Consider the following 24,755-nt stretch of genomic DNA (forward strand, 5'->3'; position numbering starts at 1 on the left):
CCGTTGTCGAGTTTGGGCGGCGGTTGGGCGGTTCGGTGCCCCCTTGACACATGCGGTTGGGCTTCGCCCAGGCCATACGGGGAGAACACGAGGCCACTGGCTTGGGCTGCGCGCCCTGCGGCGCGTGGGTGGGTGTGCGTTAGGCCGTTGCCTGGGCTGCTGCTTGGCCCGCTTTGCGGCCGGAGAAGAGGCAACCGCCTAGGAAGGTTCCCTCCAGGGCTCGGTAGCCGTGGATTCCGCCTCCGCCGAAGCCTGCTGATTCGCCTGCGGCGTAGACGCCTGGGAGGGGGGTTCCGTCCTCTTGCAGGACCTGGGCGTCCAGGTTGGTGTGCAGGCCTCCCAGCGTTTTTCTGGTCAGGATGGACAGGCGGACTGCGATCAGGGGGCCCGCCTTCGGGTCCAGGAGGCGGTGGGGTTCGACCACTCGGATCAGTTTGTCCGTCAGGAACCTGCGGGCTTCGCGCATCGCGTTGAGCTGCATGTCCTTGCCCAGGCCCGATTCCACCTGGCGGTCCCGGTCGCGGATCAAGGATTCCAAGGTGGTGGGGTTGATCGCGTTGGTTCCGGTGAGGGCGTTCATGCCTGCGGCCAGGTCTTGGACGTTGGTGGCGAAGATGAACTCCTTGGAGCGCTTCGCGAACTCCTCCACCGGGGCCATCGCGCCGGGGAGGGCGCGTTTCAGGACGGACTTCACGTCCTTGCCCGTCAGGTCCGGGTTCTGCTCGGAGCCGGAGAGAGCGAATTCCTTGCCGATGATGCGTTGGTTCAGCACGAACCACGAGTGGTCGTGGCCCGTCTTCACGATGTGCTCCAGGGCGCCCAGGGCGTCGAAGCCCGGGAACAGGGGGATCGGGAGGCGGTTGCCCTCGGCGTCGAGCCACAGGCTCGACGGGCCCGGCAGGATGCGGATTCCGTGGTGGGACCACACCGGGGCGTAGTTCGCGATGCCCTCCGGGTAGTGCCACATGCGGTCCTCGTTGATCACGTTGCCGCCGGCCTCGCGCACCGCGGCCAGCAGGAGGCCGTCGACGCTGTCCGGGACGCCGGAGAGCAGGTGCTTCGGCGGGGTGCCCATTCTCGTCGGCCAGTTGCGGCGGACCAGGTCGTGGTTTCCGCCGATGCCGCCGGAGGTCACGATCACCGCCTGGGCTCGTAGGGAGAACGTGTCCACGACGGTGCGGGACGACGGTGCGCCGCGGTCGGCGGTGGAGGGTTCGAGGACTTCGCCCTCGACGCCGTCGACGACGCCCGCCGTGCGGGACAGGGCGGTGACGCGGTGGCGGAACTTCAGGGTGACCCGGCCCTGGGCCACCGCCTCGCGGACGCGGGCCTCGAACGGGGCGACCAGGCCTGGGCCGGTGCCCCAGGTGACGTGGAAGCGGGGTACCGAGTTGCCGTGGCCGCTCGCCAGGTAGCCGCCGCGTTCGGCCCACTGCACGAGGGGGAACCAGCGGACGCCCTTCGCGTGCAGCCAGGAGCGCTTCTCGCCGGCCGCGAAGTGCACGTAGGCCTCGGCCCAGCGGCGCGGCCACTCGTCCTCGGGGCGGTCGAACGCGGCCGAGCCCAGCCAGTCCTGGAGGGCCAGTTCCGCCGAGTCCTTCACCCGCAGGCGGCGCTGCTCGGGTGTGTCCACGAGGAACAGGCCGCCGAAGGACCACCACGCCTGGCCGCCGAGCGACGCCTCCGGCTCCTGGTCCAGCAGGATCACCCTGCGGCCCGCGTCGACCAGTTCGGCGGTCGCCACGAGGCCCGCCAGCCCGCCTCCGACGACGATCACGTCCGCGTCCAGTGCCATCCGCCGAGTTTAGGGCGATCAGGGGCGTCCGCAAGGGATTCCGGACACCCGATCTGAAGGATGTTCATGTTTGGTGAGTGGCTGCGTTCGGGGGAGGGCGAGGCGGTCGAATGGGTGGAAAGGAGCCTGGCCGCATTGCTTGTGGACGTCTTTTCCACACTTTTCAAGGGTTTGTCGGCCACTAATGGGTGGGAGTTGCGGGCCGCCGGCCGTTCGGTGAGGGGGGATTTACCGTCCGGCCGACGGCGGTCGGCGACGCGGGCGCGCCGGGGCGTCTCGGGGAGGGGTGTCCCGTCGATCTCCGGGGGGAGGCGACCGGGGGACACCCGACGCCTGGCGCGGCGTCCGCGTGCCGACCACTACAAGAACGGACGGTGAATGGGAAGTGTTCCCGAGGTGTCAAGCGTCACCGCGGAGGTCGCTCATCCGCCGTTCGGCCTTCGCCAGGCGGTCACGCGCCGTGTCCGCCCGCCTGCGCGCACGGGTCGCCTCGACGCCCGCCGCGGCCTCCGCCTGCTGGGCCCGGCGCAGCTCCGCGCGCACCTCGGCGGTCCGGTCCTCGGCCTCCTCCAGGGCCCGCGCGGTCCGCGTCACGACCTCCTCGGCGTCCCGCAGACCCTTGCGCGCCTCGGTGATGTCCTCGCGGGCCCGGCCGAGCTCGCGCTCCCGGCGGCGTTCGCGGCGCGGCGCCAGGTCGTCCGGCACGGGCGCGGTGCCGGGTGTCAGCGGGCCGAAACCGGACTGCTCGACGGGCTTGACCAGCCGACCCGCCCGGATCCGGGCGGCGAGGACGGCGTCGGCCAACGCCGAGGTCAGCGTGGCGCGCACCTGGGCGACGGCGTCCGGGCCCAGCGGGTGACCACCACCGGCGGCCAGTTCGCCGGTCCGCTGCACGAGCGCGGCCAGCGTCGCGCGCCGCCGCGCCCCGAGTTCCCGCAGCGCGCCGCCGCGCAACTCCTCCTGCGCCGACCGCAGCTCCTCGCCCAGCGCCGCCGCCGCGGCCAGGTCCTCGGGAGCCTGGCGCGCCAACCGGTTCAGCGCCCACGCGGACAGCGTCGGCTTGCGCAGCGCGGCGATCTCCTTGGCCAGCGCCCGATCCGCGCACGCCCGGACGTGGGCGTCGCGGGCCGTGACGAACCGGGCCGGCGGCAACCCGTACAGCTCGTCGGCGATGCGGTCGATCAACGGCGGTTCCTCGATGTCGCCCAGTGTGCGGGACATCGTGCCGAAGTGCGATTTGTTACCGTCCAAAGGACGAGTGGCGGGATTCACCGTTGACAGTCTTTGACTTTCCCGTCAGTCGGCTCTTGACTGGAGGGGCCGCAACCGTTTCGTTGTTGTGCGGCACTTCTCGCGCGCTCGCGCAATACGCCTTTCAGTCCAATGTGGACTGAGTTGTTGGGCTGTTTGACTGATTGTTCGCGCAGTCCCGGAGGGATGTGCTTGCGCCAATCTTTCCCCACGAAGGGTTTGCGCCGTGATCAACTCAGGAAGTCGGTGGAGACACCGCACCGGTGCGGCCGTGCTGGCAGCCGTGCTGGGCACGACTGGGTTCGGCTTCGCCGCCGCTCCGGCCGTCGCGCAAGAGGCGCCGAACGCTCCCGCGCCCGCCGACAAGACGCTCGACAAGCAGGACCGCGAACGCCTGGCCGAGGCCGAGAAGGCCGGCCAGGCGAACGTCACGCTCCTGGTCGCCGCCGAGAAGGGCAAGCTGGACTCCGCCACGAACGACCTCAAGGCGCTGGGCGGCGTCGTGGAGTCGACGGAGCGCGAGGTCGACTACCTCAAGGTCTCCGTGCCGCGCGACAAGGCCGAGAAGGCCGCGAAGCTCGCGTCCGTCAACGCCGTCGACGTCGACGGTCTGGTCAAGCTGGACGACCCGCGCGCCGACGGCTCGCAGGCCCCGCTGCCGCAGAAGGCGCCGAACAAGAACACCCCGCGCCAGAACCCGTACATGCCGACCCAGGACACCCAGGCGGCGCAGTTCGCGCAGATCAACCCCAAGTGGGACGGTCGCGGGACGACGATCGCGGTGCTGGACTCGGGCATCGACCTCGACCACCCGGCGCTGAAGACCACGACGACCGGCGAGACCAAGATCGTCGACTGGTACAACGCCAACGCCACCAACTCCGGTGACGGCAGCTGGGTGCAGGTCGCGGGTCGCTACAACGGCCCGTTCACCACCGGCGGCGCGACCTACAAGGCGCCCGCCACCGGCGGTCCGTACAGCTTCGGCAAGTTCTCCGAGACCGCGGGCGACTTCGGCCAGGCGGGCAGCGAGACCGGCGGCGACGTCAACCGCGACGGCGACCGCACCGACGTGTTCGGTGTCCTCCAGGACATCACCACGAAGGAGGTGCGGGTCGACGTCAACCAGAACGGCGACTTCACCGACGACAAGCCGATGATCGACTACAAGGTCAAGAAGGACGTCGGCCACTTCGGTGTCGACAACCCGGCGACCCCGGTCCTCGACACCGTGGCGTTCGTCGTGCAGACCGACCGGTCGATCTACGACAACCAGGGCACCGCGTACGTCAACATCGGCATCGCCGCCGCGGCGCACGGCACCCACGTCGCGGGCATCACCTCGGCCAACGGCCTGTTCGGCGGCGGCAAGGCCGCGGGCGCGGCGCCCGGCGCGAAGCTGATGGCCGTCAAGGTCTGCCTCTCCAGCGCCTCCTGCACCAGCTCCGGCCTGGTCGACGGTGTGCTCTACGCGGCCCGCAACGGCGCCGACGTCGTCAACATCTCGATCGGCGGCCTGCCGACCCTCAACGACGGCAACAACGCCCGCGCCGAGCTCTACAACCGCGTGATCAACGAGTACAACGTCGAGCTGTTCATCTCGGCGGGCAACTCGGGCGCGGGCGCGAACTCGGTCGGCGACCCGTCGGTCGCGACGGACGCGGTCAGCGTCGGCTCCTACATCACCAAGGAGACCTGGCTGTCCAACTACGGCTCGGTCACCAAGCAGGCGGAGGGCCTCCACGGCTTCTCCTCCCGCGGCCCGGCCGAGGACGGCGGCTTCAAGCCGAACATCGTCGCGCCCGGCTCGGCGATCTCGACCACCCCGCAGTGGCAGGCGCCCGGCCCGGTGGCCGGCACCTACGAGCTGCCGCCCGGCTACGCCATGTTCAACGGCACGTCGATGGCCGCCCCCCAGGCGACCGGCGCCGCCGCGCTGCTGATCAGCGCGTACAAGGCCGTGCACAAGGGCGAGCGCCCGACCGCCGCGCAGCTGCGCAACGCGATCTACTCCTCGGCCAGGTGGGTCTCCTCGCTCCAGGCCTACGAGCAGGGCGCGGGTCTGTTCAACACCATCAAGGCGTGGGAGTCCCTGGACGCGCACGAGAACATCCAGGCCGTCACCACCTCCGTGCCGGTGAACACCGTGCTGTCCGGCTCGCTCAAGACCCCGGGCATCGGCGTCGGCATCCACGACCGCGAGGGCGTCAAGGTCGGCCAGGCCTACACCCGCACCTACACCCTGACCCGCACCGACGGTCCGGCGACCAACCAGCAGTTCCTGGTCAAGTGGCAGGGCAACGACGGCACCTTCTCCTCGAAGTCGCTCGTCAGCCTGCCGCTGAACACGCCGGTCCAGTTCGAGGTCAAGGTCAACCCGACCAAGGCGGGCGCGCACTCGGCCGTGCTCAAGCTGGACAACCCGGCCACCCGCGGCACCGACGTGTTCACCCTCAACTCGGTGTTCGCCTCGGACGAGTTCACCGCGGCCGGCAAGTACGCCGTCACCAAGACCGGCAACCTGCCGCGCAACCAGTCGCAGAGCTTCTGGGTCAAGGTGCCGGTCGGCACCTCGGCGCTGAAGGTCGACTTCACCGGTGGCGGTGCCGCGGGCAAGGGTCAGCTGCGCTTCCTGCGCTACGACCCGTACGGCGTCCCGTTCGACTCCAACACCTCCACCAACTGCTACAACCCCGACGCGGGCGCCGGCTGTGGCCTCGGTTCGCCGACCAGTCGCACGGTGACCAACCCGACGCCGGGTGTGTGGGAGATCGTGGTCGAGGCGCGTCGCACCTCCGACGCCGACGTGGCGCCGTACTCGGTCACCGCGTCGGTCCTGGGCACCGCGATCAGCCCGAACCCCGACACGATCGACTCGGCCACCGCCGGCACGCCGATCGCGCGCTCGTACACCGTGGCGAACACGCTCGCGTCGTTCAACGGCCGCCTCGTCGGCGGCGCGCTGGGCAGCGCGAAGTCGTCCCGGCCGAGCATCGCCCTCGGGCAGTCGCAGTTCTACGACGTGACGGTGCCCGCGGGTGCCACCTCGTTGCGCGCCACCATCGGCAACACGAGTGACGTCACCGCCGACCTCGACCTGTTCGTGCTCAACTGCACCACCGGCACCTGTGTGACGGCGGCGCAGTCGGCGGACGGCGACTCGGAGGAGTCCGCGACGGTCGCGAACCCGGCCGCCGGCCTCTGGCGCGTCCAGATCGACGGCTACGCGGTGGCGACGCCCACCACGGAGTACGACTACATCGACGTCTTCGCCGTGCCGGGCCTCGGCTCGGTCGACGTGACCGACGCCAACGCCGACCACGCCGCCGGTGCGACGTGGACGGTGCCGGGCACCGTCACCGCCACCGGCCAGGCCGGTGCGGGTCGGGTGCTGCGCGGTGAGCTCACCGTGCAGACGTCCGAGGGCGCCGTCGTCGGCCGCAGCGCGGTCGTCGTGAACAACGTGGTGTAGTTCCCTTGTAGGACAACGGAACCGCCCTCCTGCTCCGGTGAGCAGGGGGGCGGTTCCGTCAGTTCCGGCCGAGGATCACGAGCGCGTCCTCGGTTTGCGCGAGGCGGGCGGACAGGCCGGCCGCCTCGAACGCCTCCAGGGCGGCTTCCGCCTGGCGTTCGCCGATCTCGGACAGCAGGTGGCCGCGCGGCGCGAGCCAGTCCGGTGCTTCCGCGGCCACCCGGCGCAGCACGTCGAGGCCGTCCGGGCCGCCGTCCAGGGCCACCCGCACCTCGTGGTCGCGGGCTTCCGGTGGCATCAGGGCGATCGCGTCCGTCGGCACGTACGGCACGTTGGCCAGCACGGCGGCGAACCGTCCTTTGAGGACGGTCGGCAGCGGGTCGAACAGGTCGCCGAGGTAGGCGGTCGGCACGTTGCGGCGCGCGCACTCCACCGACGCCGGGTCCACGTCGGACGAGTGCAGCTCGACGTCCACCCGGTCCGCCACGACCGCGCCCAGCGCGCCGGTGCCGCAGCACAGGTCCAGCACGACGTCGCCCGGCTCGAGGAGTCCCACGGCCAGGTCCACCAGGAACTCGGTGCGGTGCCGCGGCACGAACACGCCCGGCGCGACGGCGAACCGGCGTCCGGCGAACTCGGCCCAGCCCAGCACGTGCTCCAGCGGTTCGCCGACGACGCGGCGGCGCACCAGGGCGTCGAGTTCTTCGGGGGTGCGCGCGGTCTCGCGGAGCAGCCTGGCCTCGTCCTCGGCGAAGACGCAGCCGGCCGTCCGCAGCGCGGTGATCACGGGGTCCGACACCCCGCAGAATCTACGGGCTCCACCGGCGCGCCGCGGTCGTCGCGGGCGCTACGGCGTCGGGTCCGCGTTGCTCAGCGGCTCGTCCACGTCGACCTGCCGCACGCCCGGCACCGTCAGCACCTGCTTGACCAGTCCGACCGGCACCGACACCCGCAGGTAGCCGATCCGCGCGTCGGCCGCCTCGACCGTGCCGCCGAGGTCGGTGATCGCCTTGCCGACCCGGTCCGCGGCGTCGTGCTCGGTGGACAGCACCAGCACCACCGCCGCACGCCCTTCGCGTGCCGCTTGATCGAGTGCGGCCTTCCCGTTGGGCGGCAAGGAAGGTGTGGTCGGCACGGTCGTCGTCACCTCGGCACTCGCGATCAACAGGTCACTCCCGGTCTGTTCCTCGGCACCGCACCCGGCCAGCACCAGCAGTCCGACGGCAATCAGCAGCACGCGCATGTCCGACCCTCCACGTCCGTCCCCGCACCGAGGACGGAACGCGGGCGGTGCCGGGTTGCACGGCTCGGGGCCTGGCGGGATCAGGGGCGTTGGTCGGGGCCGCTGAACGCCTGCACGCGCTCCTGGCCGTCGGCGCTCTCGCCGAACACCCGCGCGTCGGAGTTGGCCTCGGCGTTCGGCTGGGCCGGCACGCGGGCGTTGGCGCGCGGCAGTTCCCGGGTGCGGACCTGGGGCAGCGCGCCGGTGTGGTGGTCGCGCAGCCAGTTCACCAGGTGCTCGCGGGCCAGGCAGCGCAGGTCCCACAACCGGCCCGCGTCGGCCGCACTGACCAGCGCCCTGATCCGCACGAACGAGTTGACCGCGCCGGTCACCTGGACCACGCACACCCGGCCGTCCCACAGCTCGTTGCCCTCCAGGGCGTGCCGCAGTTCCTGGCGCAGGTCCTCCACCGGCACGGTCCAGTCCACGTCCAGTTCGACCGTGCCGAGCAGCGCCGACTGGGTGCGCGTCCAGTTCTCGAACGGCTTGGTCAGGAAGTGCGAGGTCGGCAGGATCAGCCGCCGGTCGTCCCACAGGTGCACCACGACGTAGGTGAGGGTGATGTCCTCGACCCGACCCCACTGCTCCTCGACCACGATCACGTCGTCCAGCCGGAGGGCGTCGCTGAACGCGATCTGCACGCCGGCGAACACGTTGCCCAGCAAGGACTGCGCGGCCAGGGCGGCGATCGCGCCGATCACGCCGGCGGAGGCGAGCAGGCTGGTGCCGGCAGCGCGGGCGGCCGGGAACGTCATCAGCACGGCGGCCGCGGCCAGCACCGAGACGACGACCACGGTGACCCGCCGGACGAGGGTGATCTGGGTGTGCACGCGCCGGGCGTGGCGGTTGTCGGACACGTCGACGCGGATCCGGGCGAGAGTCGCGTCCTCCAGGACCACCAGCAACGCGGCCAACAACCACGCGCCCGCCAGGATGAGCGCGATCCCGACGGCGTGCAGCGCCACCGGCCGCCACTCCGCGCCGACGACGAGCCCGGTGGAACTCTGCACGGCAACGAGAACCGCCACCGCGACCGCCGGTTTGTGCGCCTGCCGGGCCAGGTTCGCGAACAACTGCGACCGACGGCCGATCCGCCGCACGACGCGGTGCACAAGCGTCACCAGCACCAGCGCGACCAGCACCGATCCGACGAACGTGACGGCAGCGAACACGATCCGGGCACCTCCTCGGTGTCGATTTTTGACCTTTCCCCACGCCGCCTTCCCCACGCGGCGGACCCCCGGAAACCCATCCCCGAGCCGGTCCTCCGACGCCGCCACCGCGCGGGCGTGCCAAGCGCTCGGCGACGAGCACGTCCCCGACGCGTACCCACCCACCGCGCCATTCAGCCCTGATACGCCCCGGTGCGATCTTCCCCACCCCGAGCTTTCCCACCCCTCGCTTCCCCCACGACCTCGCCCGCACCACCCGATCTCCGCACCACCCGACCTCCGCACAGCGCAGCCTCCGCGCTGCTCAACCTCGGCCCCCAGACCCGATGGCCACCCGAGGCGCCGGACCGCAGTAGCCACGTTCAGTTGTTCAACAATCCCCACATAGAGCGATCCCCATGTGGAGCAATCCATGCGTAGGGCAATCCACGCCGCAGCGATGTTGCCCCTCGTTGGAATGTCGAATTGTTCAACAATCCCCAGGTAGGTGGATCCACCTGTTGAATGGTTCACTCACCGCCAAGCCCGCCAAGCCCGCCAAGCCCGCCAAGCCCGCCAAGCCCGCCAAGCCCGCCAAGCCCGCCAAACGTCGCCGAACGTCGCCGAGTCGGCCAAACGTGGCCGAGCACTGCCGAGCCGGCCGAGCACTGCCGGACCGGCCGAGCACTGCCGAGCCGCGAAGCACCGCCGAGCTGGCTAAGCAGCGCCAAGCCGGCCGGGCACTGCCGAGCCGGCCGAGCACCCGCCGAGTTGGCCGAGCACCGCCAAGCGCCGTCAAGCCAGCCGAGTGCCGGTCGAGTGCCGGAGAACCGCCGGGAGTTGTCGGGAGCGGCCAGGGGGTTGGTCGGGTGCGGCTGGGGGTGGCCAAGGATGGCTGGCTGATTGAGGCGGCCGGGGGCGGTCGAATCAGTTGGGGTCGCCAAAGGGCGGGGCGTTGGGGCGGGCGGTTGCGGGCTTCGCGGTCGGCGGGTGTCGGCCTGTCGGTGCCACCTGGGAGTGCGGTCGGCGCGAGCGGGCCGGTGGGTGTGGCGGTGGTTGCGGCCCGGTGGATCAGGTGGGCTGGGTGGTCGGTTCTGGTGCGTTGTGGTTGTCCGGCACGGTTGCTACCGTCGAGTAGCTTGTGCCGGCGCGGTGGTGGGAAGGGATTGGTGGTGGGTGTGCGGGTGGAGTCCGGTGGGGTTCGGCTCGCGGTCTACGAGCACGGTGATCGTGGCGCGCCGACCGTCCTGCTGGTGCACGGCTATCCCGACACGCACGCGGTCTGGGACGGGGTGGTGGGTGTCCTCGCCGAGGAGTTCCACGTCGTGACCTACGACGTGCGGGGTGCGGGTGCCTCGGACGCGCCGCGCGGGTTGGCGGCCTACCGGTTGCCGGTTCTGGCGCGGGACCTGTTCGCGGTGGTCGACGCGGTCAGCCCGGATCGGCCCGTGCACGTCGTCGCGCACGACTGGGGGTCGATCCAGGCCTGGGAGGCCGTCACCACGCCCGGCGCGCGGATCGCCTCGTACACCACCATCTCCGGCCCGTGCCTCGACCACGTCGGCCACTGGAGGCGAGGTCCGCTCACCCGCGCGCGCCTGCGCCAACTCCTGCACTCCTGGTACGTCGTCGCCTTCCACGTCCCGGTCCTCGCACCCCTGGTGTGGCGCGTCCTCGGCCCGCGCTGGCACCGCGTCCTGGCCGCGCTGGAAGGTGTGCGGAAGCCCGCCTCACCGTCCATTGTGGACGACGCCATCAACGGCATCGCCCTGTACCGGGCCAACTTCATCCCCCGCCTCCGCGCCCCGCGCGAACGCCGAACGACCATCCCGGTCCAACTCGTGCAACCGCTGCGGGACAACTACGTGACCGAGGGCGTCCTGGCCGACGTCCACCTCTGGGCCCCGGACCTGCGCCGCCGGGTGCTCGACGCCGGCCACTGGGCGCCGATCACGCACGCCGGGGAAATCGCCCGACTCGTCACCGAGCACATCACGGCTCGCACGGGATCGGCCTGAGACGGGGCTGCGCGAGCACCCGGCCCAGGTTCCACGACCGCCAGCCGTCGTCGGCACGCTCGCGCCCCATCAACGCGCACCCGCGCAACCCCTCGGGCAGCCGGTCGAACGCCGGCACCGCGTCGTCGGACAGCTCGTGGAGGTACCAGACGTCGAGCTGCCCGGCCCGCTCCCACCGGTCGATGTTGCGGTCGGCGATGAACCGGTCCGGGTTGAGCACGGCCAGGCCCAGCAGCACCCCGAACCCGGTGGCGACCACCGCGCGCGGCACCCAGCGGGCGCCGCCCGTCGCGCCCGCCGCGAGCAGCAGCAGGTACACCACGCCCAGCCACAGCTCGCACGCGATGACCAGCACCCGCAGCACGGTGAACCCGTACACCTGCTGGTAGGTCCACATCCGCGACAGCGCCGACGCGACGATCACCAGCGTCAGCACGGCCAACCCGCCGAGCAGCCCGTGCGCCATCCGCCGGTCCGCGTCCTCCGCGTGCCGCGCCACGACCCCGATGATCCCGAGCGTGAGCACCGTGACGACCAGCAACTGCCAGAACCCGGTTCGCGCGTACTCGGCGTAGGTGAGGCCGGCGGTCTCCAGCACGTGCCGGTTGCCGCCGAACGACGTCGTCGCCTGCACGGCCACGAACACCGCGAACAGCACCACCAGCGCCCACACCGGCAACACCCAGTCCCGCCGCGCGAACCGGGTGCCGACCGGCCTCGCCACGTCCACCACCGGCCGCTCCACCAGCAGGCACGCGCCGACGGTGCCGAGCCCCACCACCACGAACACCGCGACCGACAGGAGCCCCGCCCCGTCCGGCAGCAGATCGCCCAGCAACCCGGCGAACGCCGCGTCCGCGCCCGCGAACAGCGGCACGAACACCCCCAGCACCACCAACGTCACCAGCACCGACCGCGCCACCCCCGGCGCCATCCCGCCCCGAACCCCGTCCCGCACCCACGGCACCGCCCGTCCCGCCGCCAGCGGAACCGCGACCGCGCCCCGGAGCACGCCCAACCCGGTCCACCCACCCGCCACCGCCAACGACACGGCCGCGCACCCCGCCACCGCGCACGGCCACCAGACCCACGGCGCGCCGATCACCCCGCCCATCGCGAACAGCCCCAGCGCGAGCGCCGCCCACCCGACCCGCACCCGCCGCACCAGGCCCAGCACCACGGCCGCCGCCACGAACCACCCCACGCCGGCCCGGTCCACCGGCACCACCACCGCCGCGACCGCACCCCCGACGACACCGAGTCCCAGCACCCGCCACACCCCGCCGCCCACCACGCGCTCCTCCCCTGAAGCCATTACCCGCCAATGCTTTTGTCCGGGTAGCACAAACCCGCGGCCCTACCGCGCGGCCGTCACATCCGGAAAACCCCTCGGGTCAGAGGGGTATCGAGGCCCTGATCCGGCACCCCGGCGCGTCGACCACGCCGATGGTCCCGCCGTGCAGGGTGATCACCCAGCGGGCGATGGCGAGGCCCAGCCCGGTGCCACCGCTGTCGGTGCGCTCGCCGCGGGTGAAGCGCTCGAAGACGCGGTCGCGGTCCTCGGGCGCGATGCCCGGACCGTCGTCCGACACTTCCAGCACGAACTCCGCCCCCACCGACGCCGTCACCCGCACCTCACCGCCCGGCGGGCCGTGCCGGACCGCGTTGTCCAGCAGGTTCGCGACCACCTGGTGCAGCCGGGCCCGGTCGGCGCACACTAGCGCGTCGGGCGGAGTCACCGACACCGCGAACCGGGTGGGCCGGGCCACCGAGGCCTCCGCGACCGCCTCGTCCAGCAGTCGGGCCACGGCGAACGGCGCCTTGTCCAGCCGGTGTGCGCCCTCGTCGATGCGCGAGAGGTCCAGCAGTTCGGCCACCAATCGACCGAGCCGTTCGGTTTGCGCGAGCGCGGTGTGCATGGTTTCCGAGTCGGGTTGCACGACGCCGTCCACGACGTTTTCCAATACGTTTTGCAGCGCTGTGATCGGCGTCCGCAACTCGTGCGACACGTTCGCGATCAGCTCGCGCCGCCGCTGGTCGGCCACCTCCAGGTCGGCCGCCATCCGGTTGAACGCCGCGGCCAACTCGCCCACCTCGTCCCGCGCGGTCGCCCGCACCCGCGAGCTGTAGTCGCCCCGCCGCATCGCCCGCGCCGCCGTCGTCATCTCGCGCAACGGCCGCGTCATCCCGTGCGCCAGCACCTGCGAGGTCACCACCGCGATCAGCATCGCGGTGAACACGGTCCGCATCGGCAGCAGGTCGACCTGGAACCGGAAGAACCCGAACGCCGCCGCGCCCGAGGCCACCATCAGGATGCCCAGCTTCACCTTGATCGACGGCACCCGGTCCAGCGGTCGCGGCAGCCTCACCGCGGCACCTCCAGCGCGTAGCCGACGCCGTGCACGGTCCGGATGAGATCACCGCCGAGCTTGCGCCGCAACGCCTTCACGTGGCTGTCCACGGTCCGCGTGCCGGTGCCCTCCGGCCAACCCCACACCTCGCCGAGCAACCGCTCCCGCGTCTGCACCGCCCGCGGCCGCCGCGCCAGGTGCACCAGCAGCTCGAACTCGGTCGGCGTGAGGTGCGCCTCCTCGCCCGCCCGGTGCACCCGCCGCTCACTCAGGTCGATCTCCAGGTCCGCCACCGCGATCCGCCGCGCCGACTCGGCCTTCTCCACGCGCCGCAGCAGCGCGTGCACCCGCGCGGCCAACTCCCGGATCGAGAACGGCTTGGTCAGGTAGTCGTCCGCGCCCACGGCCAGTCCCACCAGCAGGTCCGTCTCGTCGCCGCGGGCGGTCAACATCAACACCGGCACCGGCCGGTCGGCCTGGATCCGCCGGCACACCTCCAACCCGTCGAACCCGGGCAGCATCACGTCCAGCACCACGAGGTCCGGCCGCCCGTCGCGGGCCGCCGCCACCCCGCCCGGCCCGTCGTGCGCGACCGAGACCTCGAACCCCTCGGCGCGCAACCGCGCGGCGACCGACCCGGCGATCGTGAGGTCGTCCTCCACCACCAGCACCCGACGCGTCATGGCACCGACTGTAGGTGGCGGGTGTGGTGGGCCCCGGTGCGAGATGTGAACGTCCTGTGGAGGACGCCACTGGGTACGGTTGGCGCCGCGGGGCGGGAAGGGGGAGCCGGTGGGCGGCGAGGCGTTCCTCGAGGCGGTGCTGGAGCGGATCACCTTCGCCAACGAGGAGACCGGGTACACCGTCGCGCGGGTCGACCCCGGGCGGCGCGGCGACCTGATCACCGTGGTGGGCGCGCTGCTCGGCGCGCAACCCGGTGAATCGATCCGGATGCGCGGTCGGTGGGGCTCGCACCCCCAGTACGGCAAGCAGTTCCACGTCGACGACTACACGACCGTGCTGCCCGCGACCGTCCAGGGCATCCGGCGCTACCTCGGTTCCGGGCTGATCAAGGGCATCGGGCCGGTGCTGGCGGACCGGATCGTGACGCACTTCGGGGTCGACGCGCTGGAGGTCATCGAAACGGCGCCCGAGCGGCTGATCGAGGTGCCCAAGCTCGGGCCCAAGCGGACGAAGCTGATCGCGGCGGCGTGGGAGGAGCAGAAGGCGATCAAGGAGGTCATGGTCTTCCTCCAGGGTGTCGGCGTGTCCACCTCGCTCGCCGTGCGGATCTACAAGCAGTACCAGGACAAGGCGATCGAGGTGGTCCGGCAGGAGCCCTACCGGCTCGCCACCGACGTGTGGGGCATCGGGTTCCGGACCGCGGACGTGATCGCAAAGGCCGTCGGCATCCCGCACGACAGCCCGCAGCGGGTCAAGGCGGGGTTGCAGTTCACGCTGTCCGAGGCGACCGGCGACGGCAACTGCTTCCTGCCGGAGAACGAGCTGATCGGCGCCGCGATCAGGATCCTCCAGGTGGACACCGGTTTGGTCATCGACTGCCTGGCCGAACTGGTCGCCGAGGAGGGCGTGGTGCGCGAGGTGCTGCCCGACGGCGAGCCCGCGATCTACCTGAACGCCTTCCACCGCGCGGAGATCTCGCTCGCCGGCCAACTGCTCCGGTTGCTGCGCGCCGACGTCGACCGGATGCCCGCGTTCCGCACCGTCGACTGGGACCGGGCGTTCGCCTGGCTGGGCGCGGAACTCGCGCCCGAGCAGAACGCGGCGGTCCGGCTCGCGCTGTCGGAGAAGGTCGCGGTGCTGACCGGCGGACCGGGCTGCGGCAAGAGCTTCACCGTGCGGTCGATCGTGCGGCTGGCCGCGGCCAAGGGCGCGAAGGTGGTGCTGGCCGCGCCGACCGGCCGCGCGGCGAAGCGGCTCGCCGAGCTGACCGGGCACGAGGCGCGGACCGTGCACCGGCTGCTGGAGCTGCGACCGGGCGGCGACGCGGCGTTCGACCGCGACCGGCCGCTGGACGCCGACCTCGTCGTGGTGGACGAGGCGTCGATGCTCGACCTGTTGCTGGCCAACAAGCTCCTCAAGGCGATCGCGCCCGGCGCGCACGTGCTGCTGGTCGGCGACGTGGACCAGCTGCCGTCGGTCGGCGCCGGCGAGGTGCTGCGGGACGTGCTCGCCGAGGGCGGTCCGATCCCGAACGTGCGGCTGACGCACGTGTTCCGGCAGGCGCGGCAGTCCGGCGTGGTCACCAACGCGCACCGGATCAACGCGGGCGACTACCCGGTGGTGCAGGGACTTCCGGACTTCTTCCTGTTCCCGGTGGACGAGGCCGAGGACGCCGCGACGCTGACCGTAGACGTGGTCGCGAACCGGATCCCCCGCAAGTTCGGCTTCAAGCCGCGCACCGACGTGCAGGTGCTCGCGCCCATGCACCGCGGTCCGGCGGGCGCCGGCGCGCTGAACTCGTTGCTACAGGAGGCGTTGACACCGTCCAAAGAGGACATGCCGGAACGCCGCTTCGGCGGTCGGGTGTTCCGGGTCGGCGACAAGGTGACGCAGATCCGGAACAACTACGACAAGGGCGCCAACGGGGTGTTCAACGGCACGCTGGGGGTGGTCACCGGGATCGACGCCGTGGAGCAGAGGCTGACGATCCGGACCGACGAGGAAGAGGACGTGGACTACGAGTTCGGCGAGCTGGACGAGTTGACCCACGCCTACGCCATGACGATTCACCGCTCACAGGGCAGCGAGTACCCGTGCGTGGTCATCCCCATCACCACGAGCGCGTGGATGATGCTCCAGCGCAACCTGCTCTACACGGCCGTCACCCGCGCCCGGAAGCTGGTGGTGCTGGTCGGTTCGCGCAAGGCCATCGGCCAGGCCGTCCGCACGGTCGGCGCCGGCCGCCGGCACACCGCCCTCGACCACCGCCTGGCCCGACGCCTGCCCTGACCGGCCCGCGACCGCGGCCCGGTGGTGGACGACGCCCGGACCGGGCAACGCGAAGGGCCCCTGCGGGGGAGACGCCCGCAGGGGCCCTTCGGACTTGCCGGGGGTGTTACTTCAGGCCACCCGCGATGGCGGTGATCAGCTCACCGTTGCTGGTGTCACCGTCGAGCGACCAGAAGAAGGCGCCGCCCAGGCCCTGCGACTTCGCGTAGGCCATCTTGCTGTTGATCGTGGCCGGGGTGTCGTAGCTCCACCACTGGCCGTTGCAGAACGCGTACGCGGTGCCGGCGATGGTGCCGTTGGACGGGCACTTGGTCTTGAGGACCTTGTAGTCCTCGATGCCCGCCTCGTAGGTGCCGGGAGCCGCGCCGGTGGCGGTGCCGCCGGGCGCCGCCTGGGTGACGCCGGTCCAGCCGCGACCGTAGAAGCCGATGCCCAGCAGCAGCTTGGACGACGGGACGCCCTTGGTCTTGAGCTTCTGGAGCGCGGCGTCGGTGTTGAAGCCGTCCTGCGGGATGCCGGCGTACGACGTCAGCGGGGAGTGGGGAGCCGTCGGGCCCTTGTCCGCCCACGCGCCGAAGAAGTCGTAGGTCATGACGTTGTACCAGTCGACGTAGGCCGAGGCGCCGGCGTAGTCGGCCAGGTCGATCTTGCCGCCGCTGCTGCCGTCGGCCGTGATCGCCGCGGTCACCAGGTTGTTGGCGCCGAAGCGGGTGCGGACCGCCGAGAGCAGGTTCTTGAACGAGGCCGCACCGCTGGTGTCGCAGGTGAGACCACAGGCGTTCGGGTACTCCCAGTCGATGTCGATGCCGTCGAACACGTCGGCCCAACGCGGGTCCTCGACCAGCTTGTAGCAGGAGTCCGCGAACGCGGCCGGGTTGGCCGCCGCCTGGCCGAAGCCGCCGGACCAGGTCCAGCCACCGAAGGAGAACAGGATCTTGATGTTCGGGTAGGCCTTCTTCAGCTTGCGAAGCTGGCCGAAGTTGCCGCGCAGGGCGCCGGTGTCCCACGTGTCGGCGACGCCGTCCACGGAGTTGGCGGCGGTGTACGCCATGTCGTAGTCGGCGTACGCGTCACCGATGGTGCACTGGCCGTTCTGCACGTTGCCGAACGCGTAGTTCAGGTGCGTCAGCTTCGCCGCGGAGCCGGAGGTGACGATGTTCTTCACGAAGTACTGACGGCCGTAGACGCCCCACTGGGTGAAGTAGCCCAGGTTCTTCAGACCGGGGGGCGGGTTGCCCGTCGTGGTCGTGGTGGGGGTCGTCGTGGTGGTCGACGGGGTGGTGCTCGTGGTCGACGTCGTGGTGGTCGTCGTCGTGGTGGTCGTGGTCGTCGTGGTGGGGCTGGTGGTCGAGGTCGGGTTGCCACCCGCCTCACACGACGCGCCGTTGAGCTTGCAGTTCAGCGGGGCCGCGAACGCGCCGGTGTAGGTCGCGTTGAAGCCGAAGCTGATCGACGCGCCCGCGCCGATGTTGCCGTTCCACGAGTTCTTGACCGTGACGTGCTGACCGCTCGTGGTCTGCGTGCCGTCCCAGACCGAGCTGATCTTGTGGCCCGCGGGCAGGTCGAACTCGACCGTCCACGAGGTGAGCGCCGAGGTGCCACCGTTCTTGATGGTGTACTTGCCCTCGTAGCCGCTGCCCCAGTCGGAGCCCTTGGTGAACGTGGCCGAGACGCCGCCCGCGCCGCTGGCGGCAGGGGCCACGACGAGGCCGGCGACGGCCGTGGCTGCCGCCACGAACAGCGCTGTGAGATGCCATCGACTCTTGGACATCGTGCTCCTTGTCAGGAAAGGAGTGCAGGGTTGAGAGCACCATGTGGTTCAGACCACTCACGAAGCAAGGTCTAGACCACTTCTGTCACTCGAATGGAGTAGCGTTCCTCAGGGTGGGAGCGTTTCCACCCGGCACCGGCCACTAAGGGTGGGTGGGCCGAAAGTGGGTACCGGGACCAGACCCCGGGTGGACGTGGTGCGGGGTGCGGTACCCACAGACTTCGGGTATCGGCGTCGACCAGGGAGGACCACGTTGATGGGCAAGAGGGGACTGGCACTGGCGGTCGCGTTAGGGATCGCCGCCACGATCTCCACCGGCACCGCGCTCGCGGACCCGGTGGACAAGGGGGACCGGATCGACCGCAAGGTCGTCCAGGAGGGCCTCGACGAACTGGCCCGCACGGGCGCGCAGGGGGTGCAGCTGCGGGTGGTCGACGGCCGCCGGTCGTTCACCGCGCGCAGCGGCACGGCGCGGATCGACTCGTCACAGCCGGTGCCGACCGACGGCCGGTTCCGGATCGGCAGCATCACCAAGACGTTCGTCTCGACCGTGGTGTTGCAGCTGGTCGGGGAAGGCCGGGTGGCGCTGGACGCGCCCGTGTCGCGGTACCTGCCCGGCCTGCTGCCCGACGGCGACGTGATCACCGTCCGCAACCTGTTGCAGCACACCAGCGGGCTCTACAACTACACGAACGACATCCCGCAGGATCCGGCCGAGTTCGAGAAGATCCGCTACGACCACCGCGACCCGCGCGAGCTCGTCGCGCTGTCCGCGGCCCACCCGCTGGACTTCCGGCCGGGCACGTCGTGGGCCTACTCCAACACCAACTACGCCGTCGCCGGACTGCTGGTCGAGAAGGTGACCGGGCGACCGTACGGCGACGCCGTCCGACGCCGGGTGCTCGCGCCGCTGGGGTTGCGCGACACCTCGCTGCCCGGTGACCGGGTCGACGTGCCCGGCCCGCACGCGCACGGCTACTACGAGGTCGCCGGCGTGCCGGTGGACATCACCAGGCTGAACCCGTCGGCCGCGTACGCGGCGGGCGAGATCATCTCCACGACCGCCGACCTGGACCGCTTCTTCGACGCGCTGCTGGACGGCCGGCTGCTGAAGCCCGCAGAGCAGAAGGAACTGACCCACACCCTGCCGTCCACCCGCGGGTACGGGCTGGGCATCTACTCCACCGACCTGTCCTGCGGCGTGACGGTGTGGGGCCACGACGGGGGCATCCCGGGCTACCTCTCCGCCGCCCTCTCGACCCGAGACACCTCCACCCGCCTGGAGATCTCCCTGACCTCGGCCCCGCGCGAGGGCACCCTGGGCGGCTACCAGAAGGTCCTGACCGAGGTCTTCTGCTGACAGTCGGCCCGTCCCGACCTCCGAGCGCCCCTGCCGCCGCGGGTGCTCGGCCCGGGGAGCGGGGACCGGCGTGAGGGCGCACCCCCGCACCCAGGAGGCGGGCAGGACCGGACCCCCCAGTCCTGCCCGCCTTCCCTTACACCCCAACCCTTCAAGCCCCACGATTGACGCCACCGATTGACGCCTGGGATCAACATCCCGACTTCTCAGTCAGGCGAGCCAAGCCTCTCCCGACCCGGCGCGCCGTTCGGTCTCCGGGACGAGGCCGACCGACCCAGCTGTCGCAGAAGTGCCCAGAAGTGCCCAGAGGCGCCCCAGAAGCGCGCAGAAGTGCCCAGAACTGCCCCACAAGTGCCCAGAACTGCCCCAGAAGCGCGCAGAAGTGCCACGGAAACCCCAGAAGCGCCACAGAAGCACGGGCAGCCGCACCGACATCCACCTTGGCCTCTCAGCAGGTCTCCTGGCCCCGGTGCCTTCGCTCGCTCACGCGATCTTCTACGCGCCCCAATCCCGACCCCGCCGCCCCGCCGCCGCCAGGCGTCCGCCATCGCCGCGCCATCGCCGCCGCCACCGCTACCACCGCCGTACCGCTGCCACCGCCGCCGCACCGCCACCGCCACCGCCGCCGCACCGCCACCGCCGCCGCGCGTCCGCCACCGCCGAGCCTCTGCCGCCGCCGCGCCGCCGTCACCGACTTTTGTGCGGTCATCGTTCAAGGTGGGGATTGTTCTGCTGTCGGATTGTTGAACGATTCGACAATGGGTCGAGGAGATTGTTCAACAATGGGGCAATGGGGCAATGGGGCAAGAGGGCAAGGGAACGAGGGGACGTGGGGGCAGTTCAACGAGGGCGTGGGAGCCTCCGGGCAGGGAGGCTCCCACGCGTCACCTCTCCAGGAACGATTCCAGTTGGGCCACCACGAAAGCGTGGTCGTCGGCCTGGGGGAGGCCGGAGACGCCGACGGTGCCGACCATGCCGGTGCCCTTCACCAGGACCGGGAAGACGCCGCCGTGTGCCGCGTAGACCGCGGGGTCCAGGCGGGAGTCGCGGTCGAAATCGCGACCCTTCGCGCGAAACGTCTCGCCGACGTGGAACGAGCTGCGGGCGTAGCGGTCGACCACCCGGCTCTTCCGGTCGATCCAGTCGTCGTTGTCCGCCGACGTGCCGGGCAACGCCGCGTGGAACACTCGCTGACCGCCCTTGCGCACCGACACCACCACCGGCAACCCCTGCTCCCGCGCCGCCGACAGCAGGTGCATCCCCAACCGCACCGCCGTCTCGTGGTCGAACGACGGGAACACCAACCTGACCTCCTGCTCGGCCAACTCGTCCAGCAGGCTCACAACTCCACCACCCGTCCCGTAGCACCCGACGTCACCGCCGCCTCCAACACGCCCAGTGTGTAGACCGCCGACCCGACGTCCACCGGTAGGGGCCCTCCGGACGTGAGCGACGCTTCCACCAGCCGGTAGAACTCGCCGTACGCACCGGGCACCCCCGACACCGGCACCGCGTTCGACAGCACCCCGAGCAGCCCGGGCGTCGACAGGTCGTCACACCGCTCACCCCGGGACAGGGCCTCCTCCTGCCCGTCCAACCCGTAGCTGACGTACGCCGACTTCGACCCCAGCACCCGGAACCGCGGCCCGTGGTGCGCCGCGCACGCCGACGCCCACAGGTGCGACCGCACCCCGCCCACGTGCGTCAACGACACGAACACGTCGTCGTCCGCCACCGCCGACGCCCGCCGCGCCGCCACCTCCGCGTACGCCGACCGCACCGGCCCGAACAGCTCCACCGCCTGGTCGACCAGGTGCGACCCGAGGTCGTGCAGCACCCCGCCGCCCGGCGACTCGCGCCACCCCTCGACCACGTCAGGCGACCACCGCTCGAACCGCGACTCGAACCGCGCCACCGTCCCCAGCGCGCCCGCGTCCAACAACGACCGCAGCGTCAGGAAGTCCGAGTCCCACCGCCGGTTCTGGAACACCGTCAACGGCACCGACCGCGCCCGCGCCGCCTCGACCACCCGCGTCGCCTCGGCGACCGTCCCGGCGAACGGCTTGTCCACCACCACGGCCGCGCCGGCCGCCACCGCCGCGAGCGCGACGGGCACGTGCGTGTCGTTCGGCGTCGCCACGACCACCAGGTCCGGCTTCAGCGCGAGCAGTTCGTCCACAGTGGACACCAGCAGGGCGGTCGGGTGCGCCGCCGAGGCCGAAGCCCGGCGCTGCGCCGAGGACGTCACGATCGCGGCCAGGGTCAACCCCGGTGTCGACGCGATCAGGGGCGCGTGGAACACCCGTCCGGCGAGTCCGTACCCGACCAGTCCCACCCGCAGTCCCATGATCCCCATTAAAACAACACCGTTTACTTAAAGCCAGTCGTGAGAGCATGGCGACCGTGCCGAACTTGCGCTTCCTCCGCGGCTACAACGACGCGGTGGTGCTGGGCCTGGCCCGGTCCGGCGCCGTCACCAGGGTCGACCTCGCCGAACGCAGCGGCCTCACGCCGCAGGCCGTGTCGAAGGTGGTGGGCAGGCTCATCGCGGACGGTCTCCTCGTGGAGACGGGAACCCGCAACGTCGGCGTCGGCAAGCCGCGCACCCTGCTGAGCCTCGTCGCGGACAGCAGGCTCGCGCTGGGCGCGCAGGTCGAGCGCGACGAGCTGCGGGTGGTCCTGACCGACCTCGCCGGCACCGTCCTCGACCGCGTGCACGCGCCACTGCCGCGCGACTACGACCCGCCCACGTTCATCGCCGAACTGGCCAGGCTGATCGCGCTCGTCCGCCCGGTGGACGACGAGCGCCTGCTCGGCGCGGGCATCGGCATCGTCGGCCCGGTCGACCACCGCACCGGCGTGGTGCACGACGCGACCGGGCTCGTCGGGTGGCACGACGTGCCGCTGCGCGAGCTGGCCGAGCGCAGCCTCGGGCTGCCGGTCGTGGTGGACAAGGACACCAACACCGCCGTGCTGGCCGAGGCGTGGCGGCGCGGCGACGCGGTGCGGGACGCGGTGCTCGTGCTGGTCGGGACGGGTGTCGGCGTCGGGCTGCTGCTCGACGGCCGGGTGTACCGGGGCGCGCGGACGAACGCCGGCGAGTTCGGGCACACCACGCTCAGCCTGGACGGGCCGAAGTGCGTGTGCGGGCGGACCGGGTGCGTCGAGGTGCTGCACAACCTCGCCGCGGCCGCGGGCGACCTGGCCGAGGCGACCTCGATCGTCGGCACCGCCATGGCGGACCTGGTGCAGTTGCTGGACATCGACCACATCGTGCTCGCGGGCCGCGCCGTGCTCGCCGCTCCGGCGGACTACCTCTCGGCCGTCCGGGCGAAGATGCCGCGCGACGACTGGCTCCCGGTGGACGTCAGCGTGACCCCGTTGGGTGACGACGTGGTCGCGGCGGGGGCGGCGATGCTCGTCCTGAGCGAGTTCTACGGTCGTCCGCGCTGACGAAATGGGGACAGTGCTGCTCGCGGGCACTCCGGCGGGTGATTCACTGTGCGGCATGCATGCGCTCCGCTACGCCGTCGGAACGGACCCGGGCCTGCGCCGTGAGGCCAACGAGGACTCGGTGTACTTCAGCGAGCGCCTGTTCGCGGTGGCCGACGGCATGGGCGGTCACGCTTTCGGGGAGGTCGCCAGCAACATCGCGGTGGCGGTGCTGGCCGACCTCGACGTCGACGCCGACGACCCGCACACCGAGTTGGCGGCGGCGACCAGGGAGATCGCCATCCGGCTGACCGACCTGGCCGAGGAGAACTTCGACATGCGCGGGATGGGCACCACCCTGACCGCGCTGCTGTGGGAGGGCGAGCGGTTCGCGGTGTGCCACATCGGCGACTCGCGGTGCTACCTGGTGCGTGACGGCGAACTCGCCCAGGTGACGCGCGATCACACGATGGTGCAGGCGCTGGTGGACGACGGCCGCATGCCCCCGGAACAGGCCGCGGAACACCCGAGCCGGTCGATGCTGATGCGCGCGCTCCAGGCGGGCAGCGACCACGACGCCGACCTCTTCCACCAGGACGCCCACGAGGGCGACCGCTACCTGATCTGCTCGGACGGCCTCTCGGACGTGGTGCCCCCGGAGGAGATCCGCCGCCTCCTGACCTCGACACCCGACGGCGACGACACGGTCCGCGCCCTGATCGACGCCGCGAACGCCGCCGGCGGCCCGGACAACATCACCTGCCTGGTCATCGACGTCATCCCGGCCGCCAACCCCTCCTGGCTCCCCGCCTGGCTCCGCCGCTGACGGCCGACGCCGCCCACTCGCCGCCGACCGCCGACGCCGCCTGCCGCTGATGTCGCCTGCCGCTGACGCCGGCCGGTAGCCGACTGCGGTCGCGTTCGGCCACGTTCCGCCGCCGGTTCATCGTTCAATCGTCGGATTGTTCAACAATCCTCTCATTCAACGACTTGCCTGGGCTCCTCGGTGTGGATTGTTCAACAATCCTTGCCGCCGACAATCCGACGCTCGGTGCGTGGCACATCGGCGCGCGCTGCGGGATAATTGTCGGATTGTCGAGTTGTTGGATCGTGGGTTTGTTGGATTGTTGAACGATTCGACATGAGGGTGATGGAACACAGCGCGGAGCGTCGGGGAGAGCTAAGGGAGGGAGAGGGCCAGGAGGTCGTGGAGGGCCTTCTTGCCCTTCGGGGTGACGGTGACGGCTCGGGTGGTGCCGACTTTGCGGATCCAGTCGTGTTCCTGGAAGTGGGCGCAGAGGTGGGCGGCGGCGGGGCCTGCCAGGTGGAGGCGGCGTTCGGTCCAGTCCAGGCAGGAGCGGGTCGGGGGGCGGGTGGTCGGGAGGGTGGCGTCCAGGGTGGTGGTGAGCCAGGTTCGGCCTTCCGGGGTCAGTGTCAGGTCGGGGGTGAGGAGGGCGCGGGCCGTCATCGCCTCGGTGATCGCCACGCCCAACCGGCCGGCCAGGTGGTCGTAGCACGTCCGCCCCCGCGCCAACGCCTCCGTCGCCCGGGACGACGACAGCGTCCGCCTCGGCGGCGGCGTCGGACCCAGGTACGACAGCAGGTCCTCCAGCAGCTTCGCCTCCCGCTGCCCCGCCAACCGCACGTACCGGTGCCGACCCTGCCGACGCTCGACCAGCAACCCCGCCGCCACCAACCGGGACAGGTGCTCGCTCGCCGTCGACGCCGCCACCCCGGCCACCGCCGCCAACTCGCCCGCCGTCCACGCCCGCCCGTCCATCAACTCCAGGCAGAACCGCGCACGCGTCCCGTCGGCCAACAACGCGGCCAACCCGGCCAGGGATTCGGCAGCCATGCCGGCCATTGTGCGCCCACGACGTTTCGGCCGGCGCCGAACCG

General features: G+C 71.3%; 18 protein-coding genes. 6 read left to right on the forward strand and 12 right to left on the reverse strand.

From position 1 onward, the window contains the following. Window positions 1-139: 139 nt before the first annotated feature. On the reverse strand, window positions 140-1,795 hold the full coding sequence (locus AB0G50_RS31720) for an FAD-binding dehydrogenase (RefSeq protein WP_360116160.1): 1,656 nt from the start codon (window positions 1,793-1,795) through the stop codon (window positions 140-142). Between the two features lie 399 nt (window positions 1,796-2,194). Further along, window positions 2,195-3,016 (reverse strand): hypothetical protein, encoded by an 822-nt coding sequence (locus AB0G50_RS31725; protein ID WP_360116163.1) that lies wholly within the window; start codon window positions 3,014-3,016, stop codon window positions 2,195-2,197. Between the two features lie 256 nt (window positions 3,017-3,272). Between AB0G50_RS31725 and AB0G50_RS31730 the strand changes: the two genes are divergently transcribed. Beyond that, a complete protein-coding gene (locus AB0G50_RS31730) occupies window positions 3,273-6,518 on the forward strand; it encodes a S8 family serine peptidase (RefSeq protein ID WP_360116166.1) in 3,246 nt (1,081 codons plus the stop codon). Between the two features lie 58 nt (window positions 6,519-6,576). Here the strand turns inward: AB0G50_RS31730 and AB0G50_RS31735 are convergent, their stop codons facing one another. The 3 genes from AB0G50_RS31735 to AB0G50_RS31745 form a co-directional block, all read right to left on the reverse strand. Beyond that, the gene (locus tag AB0G50_RS31735) at window positions 6,577-7,317 is read right to left on the reverse strand and encodes a putative protein N(5)-glutamine methyltransferase (RefSeq protein WP_360116169.1); all 741 of its coding nucleotides are present in this window, start codon (window positions 7,315-7,317) and stop codon (window positions 6,577-6,579) included. Window positions 7,318-7,365: 48 nt separating this feature from the next. Then, window positions 7,366-7,761 (reverse strand): hypothetical protein, encoded by a 396-nt coding sequence (locus AB0G50_RS31740; protein WP_360116172.1) that lies wholly within the window; start codon window positions 7,759-7,761, stop codon window positions 7,366-7,368. 80 nt (window positions 7,762-7,841) lie between these two features. Next, on the reverse strand, window positions 7,842-8,972 hold the full coding sequence (locus AB0G50_RS31745) for a mechanosensitive ion channel domain-containing protein (protein WP_360116175.1): 1,131 nt from the start codon (window positions 8,970-8,972) through the stop codon (window positions 7,842-7,844). 1,151 nt (window positions 8,973-10,123) lie between these two features. Between AB0G50_RS31745 and AB0G50_RS31750 the strand changes: the two genes are divergently transcribed. After that, window positions 10,124-10,969, forward strand: a complete 846-nt coding sequence (locus tag AB0G50_RS31750; RefSeq protein WP_360116178.1) for an alpha/beta fold hydrolase — start codon at window positions 10,124-10,126, stop codon at window positions 10,967-10,969. Here the strand turns inward: AB0G50_RS31750 and AB0G50_RS31755 are convergent. From AB0G50_RS31755 to AB0G50_RS31765, 3 genes are all read right to left on the reverse strand, one after another. After that, window positions 10,944-12,284 (reverse strand): DUF4173 domain-containing protein, encoded by a 1,341-nt coding sequence (locus AB0G50_RS31755; protein WP_360116181.1) that lies wholly within the window; start codon window positions 12,282-12,284, stop codon window positions 10,944-10,946. The genes AB0G50_RS31750 and AB0G50_RS31755 overlap by 26 nt on opposite strands. A gap of 79 nt (window positions 12,285-12,363) precedes the next feature. Then, on the reverse strand, window positions 12,364-13,278 hold the full coding sequence (locus tag AB0G50_RS31760; RefSeq protein WP_360116274.1) for an ATP-binding protein: 915 nt from the start codon (window positions 13,276-13,278) through the stop codon (window positions 12,364-12,366). 56 nt (window positions 13,279-13,334) lie between these two features. Further along, window positions 13,335-14,003, reverse strand: a complete 669-nt coding sequence (locus AB0G50_RS31765) for a response regulator transcription factor (RefSeq protein WP_360116184.1) — start codon at window positions 14,001-14,003, stop codon at window positions 13,335-13,337. Between the two features lie 109 nt (window positions 14,004-14,112). Between AB0G50_RS31765 and AB0G50_RS31770 the strand changes: the two genes are divergently transcribed. Then, complete coding sequence (locus tag AB0G50_RS31770; protein WP_360116187.1) at window positions 14,113-16,293, forward strand: ATP-dependent RecD-like DNA helicase; 2,181 nt, start codon at window positions 14,113-14,115, stop codon at window positions 16,291-16,293. 106 nt (window positions 16,294-16,399) lie between these two features. Here AB0G50_RS31770 and AB0G50_RS31775 read toward each other — a convergent pair whose 3' ends face one another. Further along, on the reverse strand, window positions 16,400-18,064 hold the full coding sequence (locus AB0G50_RS31775) for a glycosyl hydrolase family 18 protein (protein ID WP_360116190.1): 1,665 nt from the start codon (window positions 18,062-18,064) through the stop codon (window positions 16,400-16,402). A gap of 256 nt (window positions 18,065-18,320) precedes the next feature. Between AB0G50_RS31775 and AB0G50_RS31780 the strand changes: the two genes are divergently transcribed. Continuing rightward, window positions 18,321-19,424, forward strand: a complete 1,104-nt coding sequence (locus AB0G50_RS31780; RefSeq protein WP_360116193.1) for a serine hydrolase domain-containing protein — start codon at window positions 18,321-18,323, stop codon at window positions 19,422-19,424. An 884-nt stretch (window positions 19,425-20,308) separates the two neighbouring features. Here AB0G50_RS31780 and AB0G50_RS31785 read toward each other — a convergent pair. Then, complete coding sequence (locus AB0G50_RS31785) at window positions 20,309-20,767, reverse strand: heme-degrading domain-containing protein (protein WP_360116196.1); 459 nt, start codon at window positions 20,765-20,767, stop codon at window positions 20,309-20,311. After that, a complete protein-coding gene (locus AB0G50_RS31790; RefSeq protein WP_360116199.1) occupies window positions 20,764-21,771 on the reverse strand; it encodes a Gfo/Idh/MocA family oxidoreductase in 1,008 nt (335 codons plus the stop codon). Before AB0G50_RS31790 ends, AB0G50_RS31785 begins: the two co-directional genes overlap by 4 nt. Window positions 21,772-21,818: 47 nt before the next feature. On the opposite strand from AB0G50_RS31790, the gene AB0G50_RS31795 reads away from it, so the two are divergent. Both AB0G50_RS31795 and AB0G50_RS31800 read left to right on the forward strand, forming a co-directional pair. Continuing rightward, window positions 21,819-22,877: an ROK family transcriptional regulator gene (locus tag AB0G50_RS31795; protein ID WP_360116202.1), complete on the forward strand. Its 1,059-nt coding sequence runs from the start codon at window positions 21,819-21,821 to the stop codon at window positions 22,875-22,877. 55 nt (window positions 22,878-22,932) lie between these two features. Further along, complete coding sequence (locus AB0G50_RS31800) at window positions 22,933-23,682, forward strand: protein phosphatase 2C domain-containing protein (RefSeq protein WP_360116205.1); 750 nt, start codon at window positions 22,933-22,935, stop codon at window positions 23,680-23,682. Window positions 23,683-24,036: 354 nt separating this feature from the next. Here the strand turns inward: AB0G50_RS31800 and AB0G50_RS31805 are convergent, their stop codons facing one another. Continuing rightward, the gene (locus tag AB0G50_RS31805) at window positions 24,037-24,711 is read right to left on the reverse strand and encodes a helix-turn-helix domain-containing protein (protein ID WP_360116208.1); all 675 of its coding nucleotides are present in this window, start codon (window positions 24,709-24,711) and stop codon (window positions 24,037-24,039) included. Between the last annotated feature and the right edge of the window lie 44 nt (window positions 24,712-24,755).

The sequence above is a fragment of the Actinosynnema sp. NPDC020468 genome (genome assembly GCF_040642015.1).
GTDB lineage: Bacteria > Actinomycetota > Actinomycetes > Mycobacteriales > Pseudonocardiaceae > Actinosynnema.

Bases quoted from the DNA above. Each gene is read 5' to 3' on its own strand.
- AB0G50_RS31720 (WP_360116160.1), bottom strand. From the start codon at position 1,795: ATGGCACTGGACGCGGACGTGATCGTCGTCGGAGGCGGGCTGGCGGGC.
- AB0G50_RS31725 (WP_360116163.1), bottom strand. From the start codon at position 3,016: ATGTCCCGCACACTGGGCGACATCGAGGAACCGCCGTTGATCGACCGC.
- AB0G50_RS31740 (WP_360116172.1), bottom strand. From the start codon at position 7,761: ATGCGCGTGCTGCTGATTGCCGTCGGACTGCTGGTGCTGGCCGGGTGC.
- AB0G50_RS31755 (WP_360116181.1), bottom strand. From the start codon at position 12,284: ATGGCTTCAGGGGAGGAGCGCGTGGTGGGCGGCGGGGTGTGGCGGGTG.
- AB0G50_RS31760 (WP_360116274.1), bottom strand. From the start codon at position 13,278: ATGGTGGCCTCGGGCGCGGCGGCGTTCGGGTTCTTCCGGTTCCAGGTC.
- AB0G50_RS31765 (WP_360116184.1), bottom strand. From the start codon at position 14,003: ATGACGCGTCGGGTGCTGGTGGTGGAGGACGACCTCACGATCGCCGGG.
- AB0G50_RS31775 (WP_360116190.1), bottom strand. From the start codon at position 18,064: ATGTCCAAGAGTCGATGGCATCTCACAGCGCTGTTCGTGGCGGCAGCC.
- AB0G50_RS31780 (WP_360116193.1), top strand. From the start codon at position 18,321: ATGGGCAAGAGGGGACTGGCACTGGCGGTCGCGTTAGGGATCGCCGCC.
- AB0G50_RS31790 (WP_360116199.1), bottom strand. From the start codon at position 21,771: ATGGGACTGCGGGTGGGACTGGTCGGGTACGGACTCGCCGGACGGGTG.
- AB0G50_RS31795 (WP_360116202.1), top strand. From the start codon at position 21,819: ATGGCGACCGTGCCGAACTTGCGCTTCCTCCGCGGCTACAACGACGCG.
- AB0G50_RS31800 (WP_360116205.1), top strand. From the start codon at position 22,933: ATGCATGCGCTCCGCTACGCCGTCGGAACGGACCCGGGCCTGCGCCGT.
- AB0G50_RS31805 (WP_360116208.1), bottom strand. From the start codon at position 24,711: ATGGCTGCCGAATCCCTGGCCGGGTTGGCCGCGTTGTTGGCCGACGGG.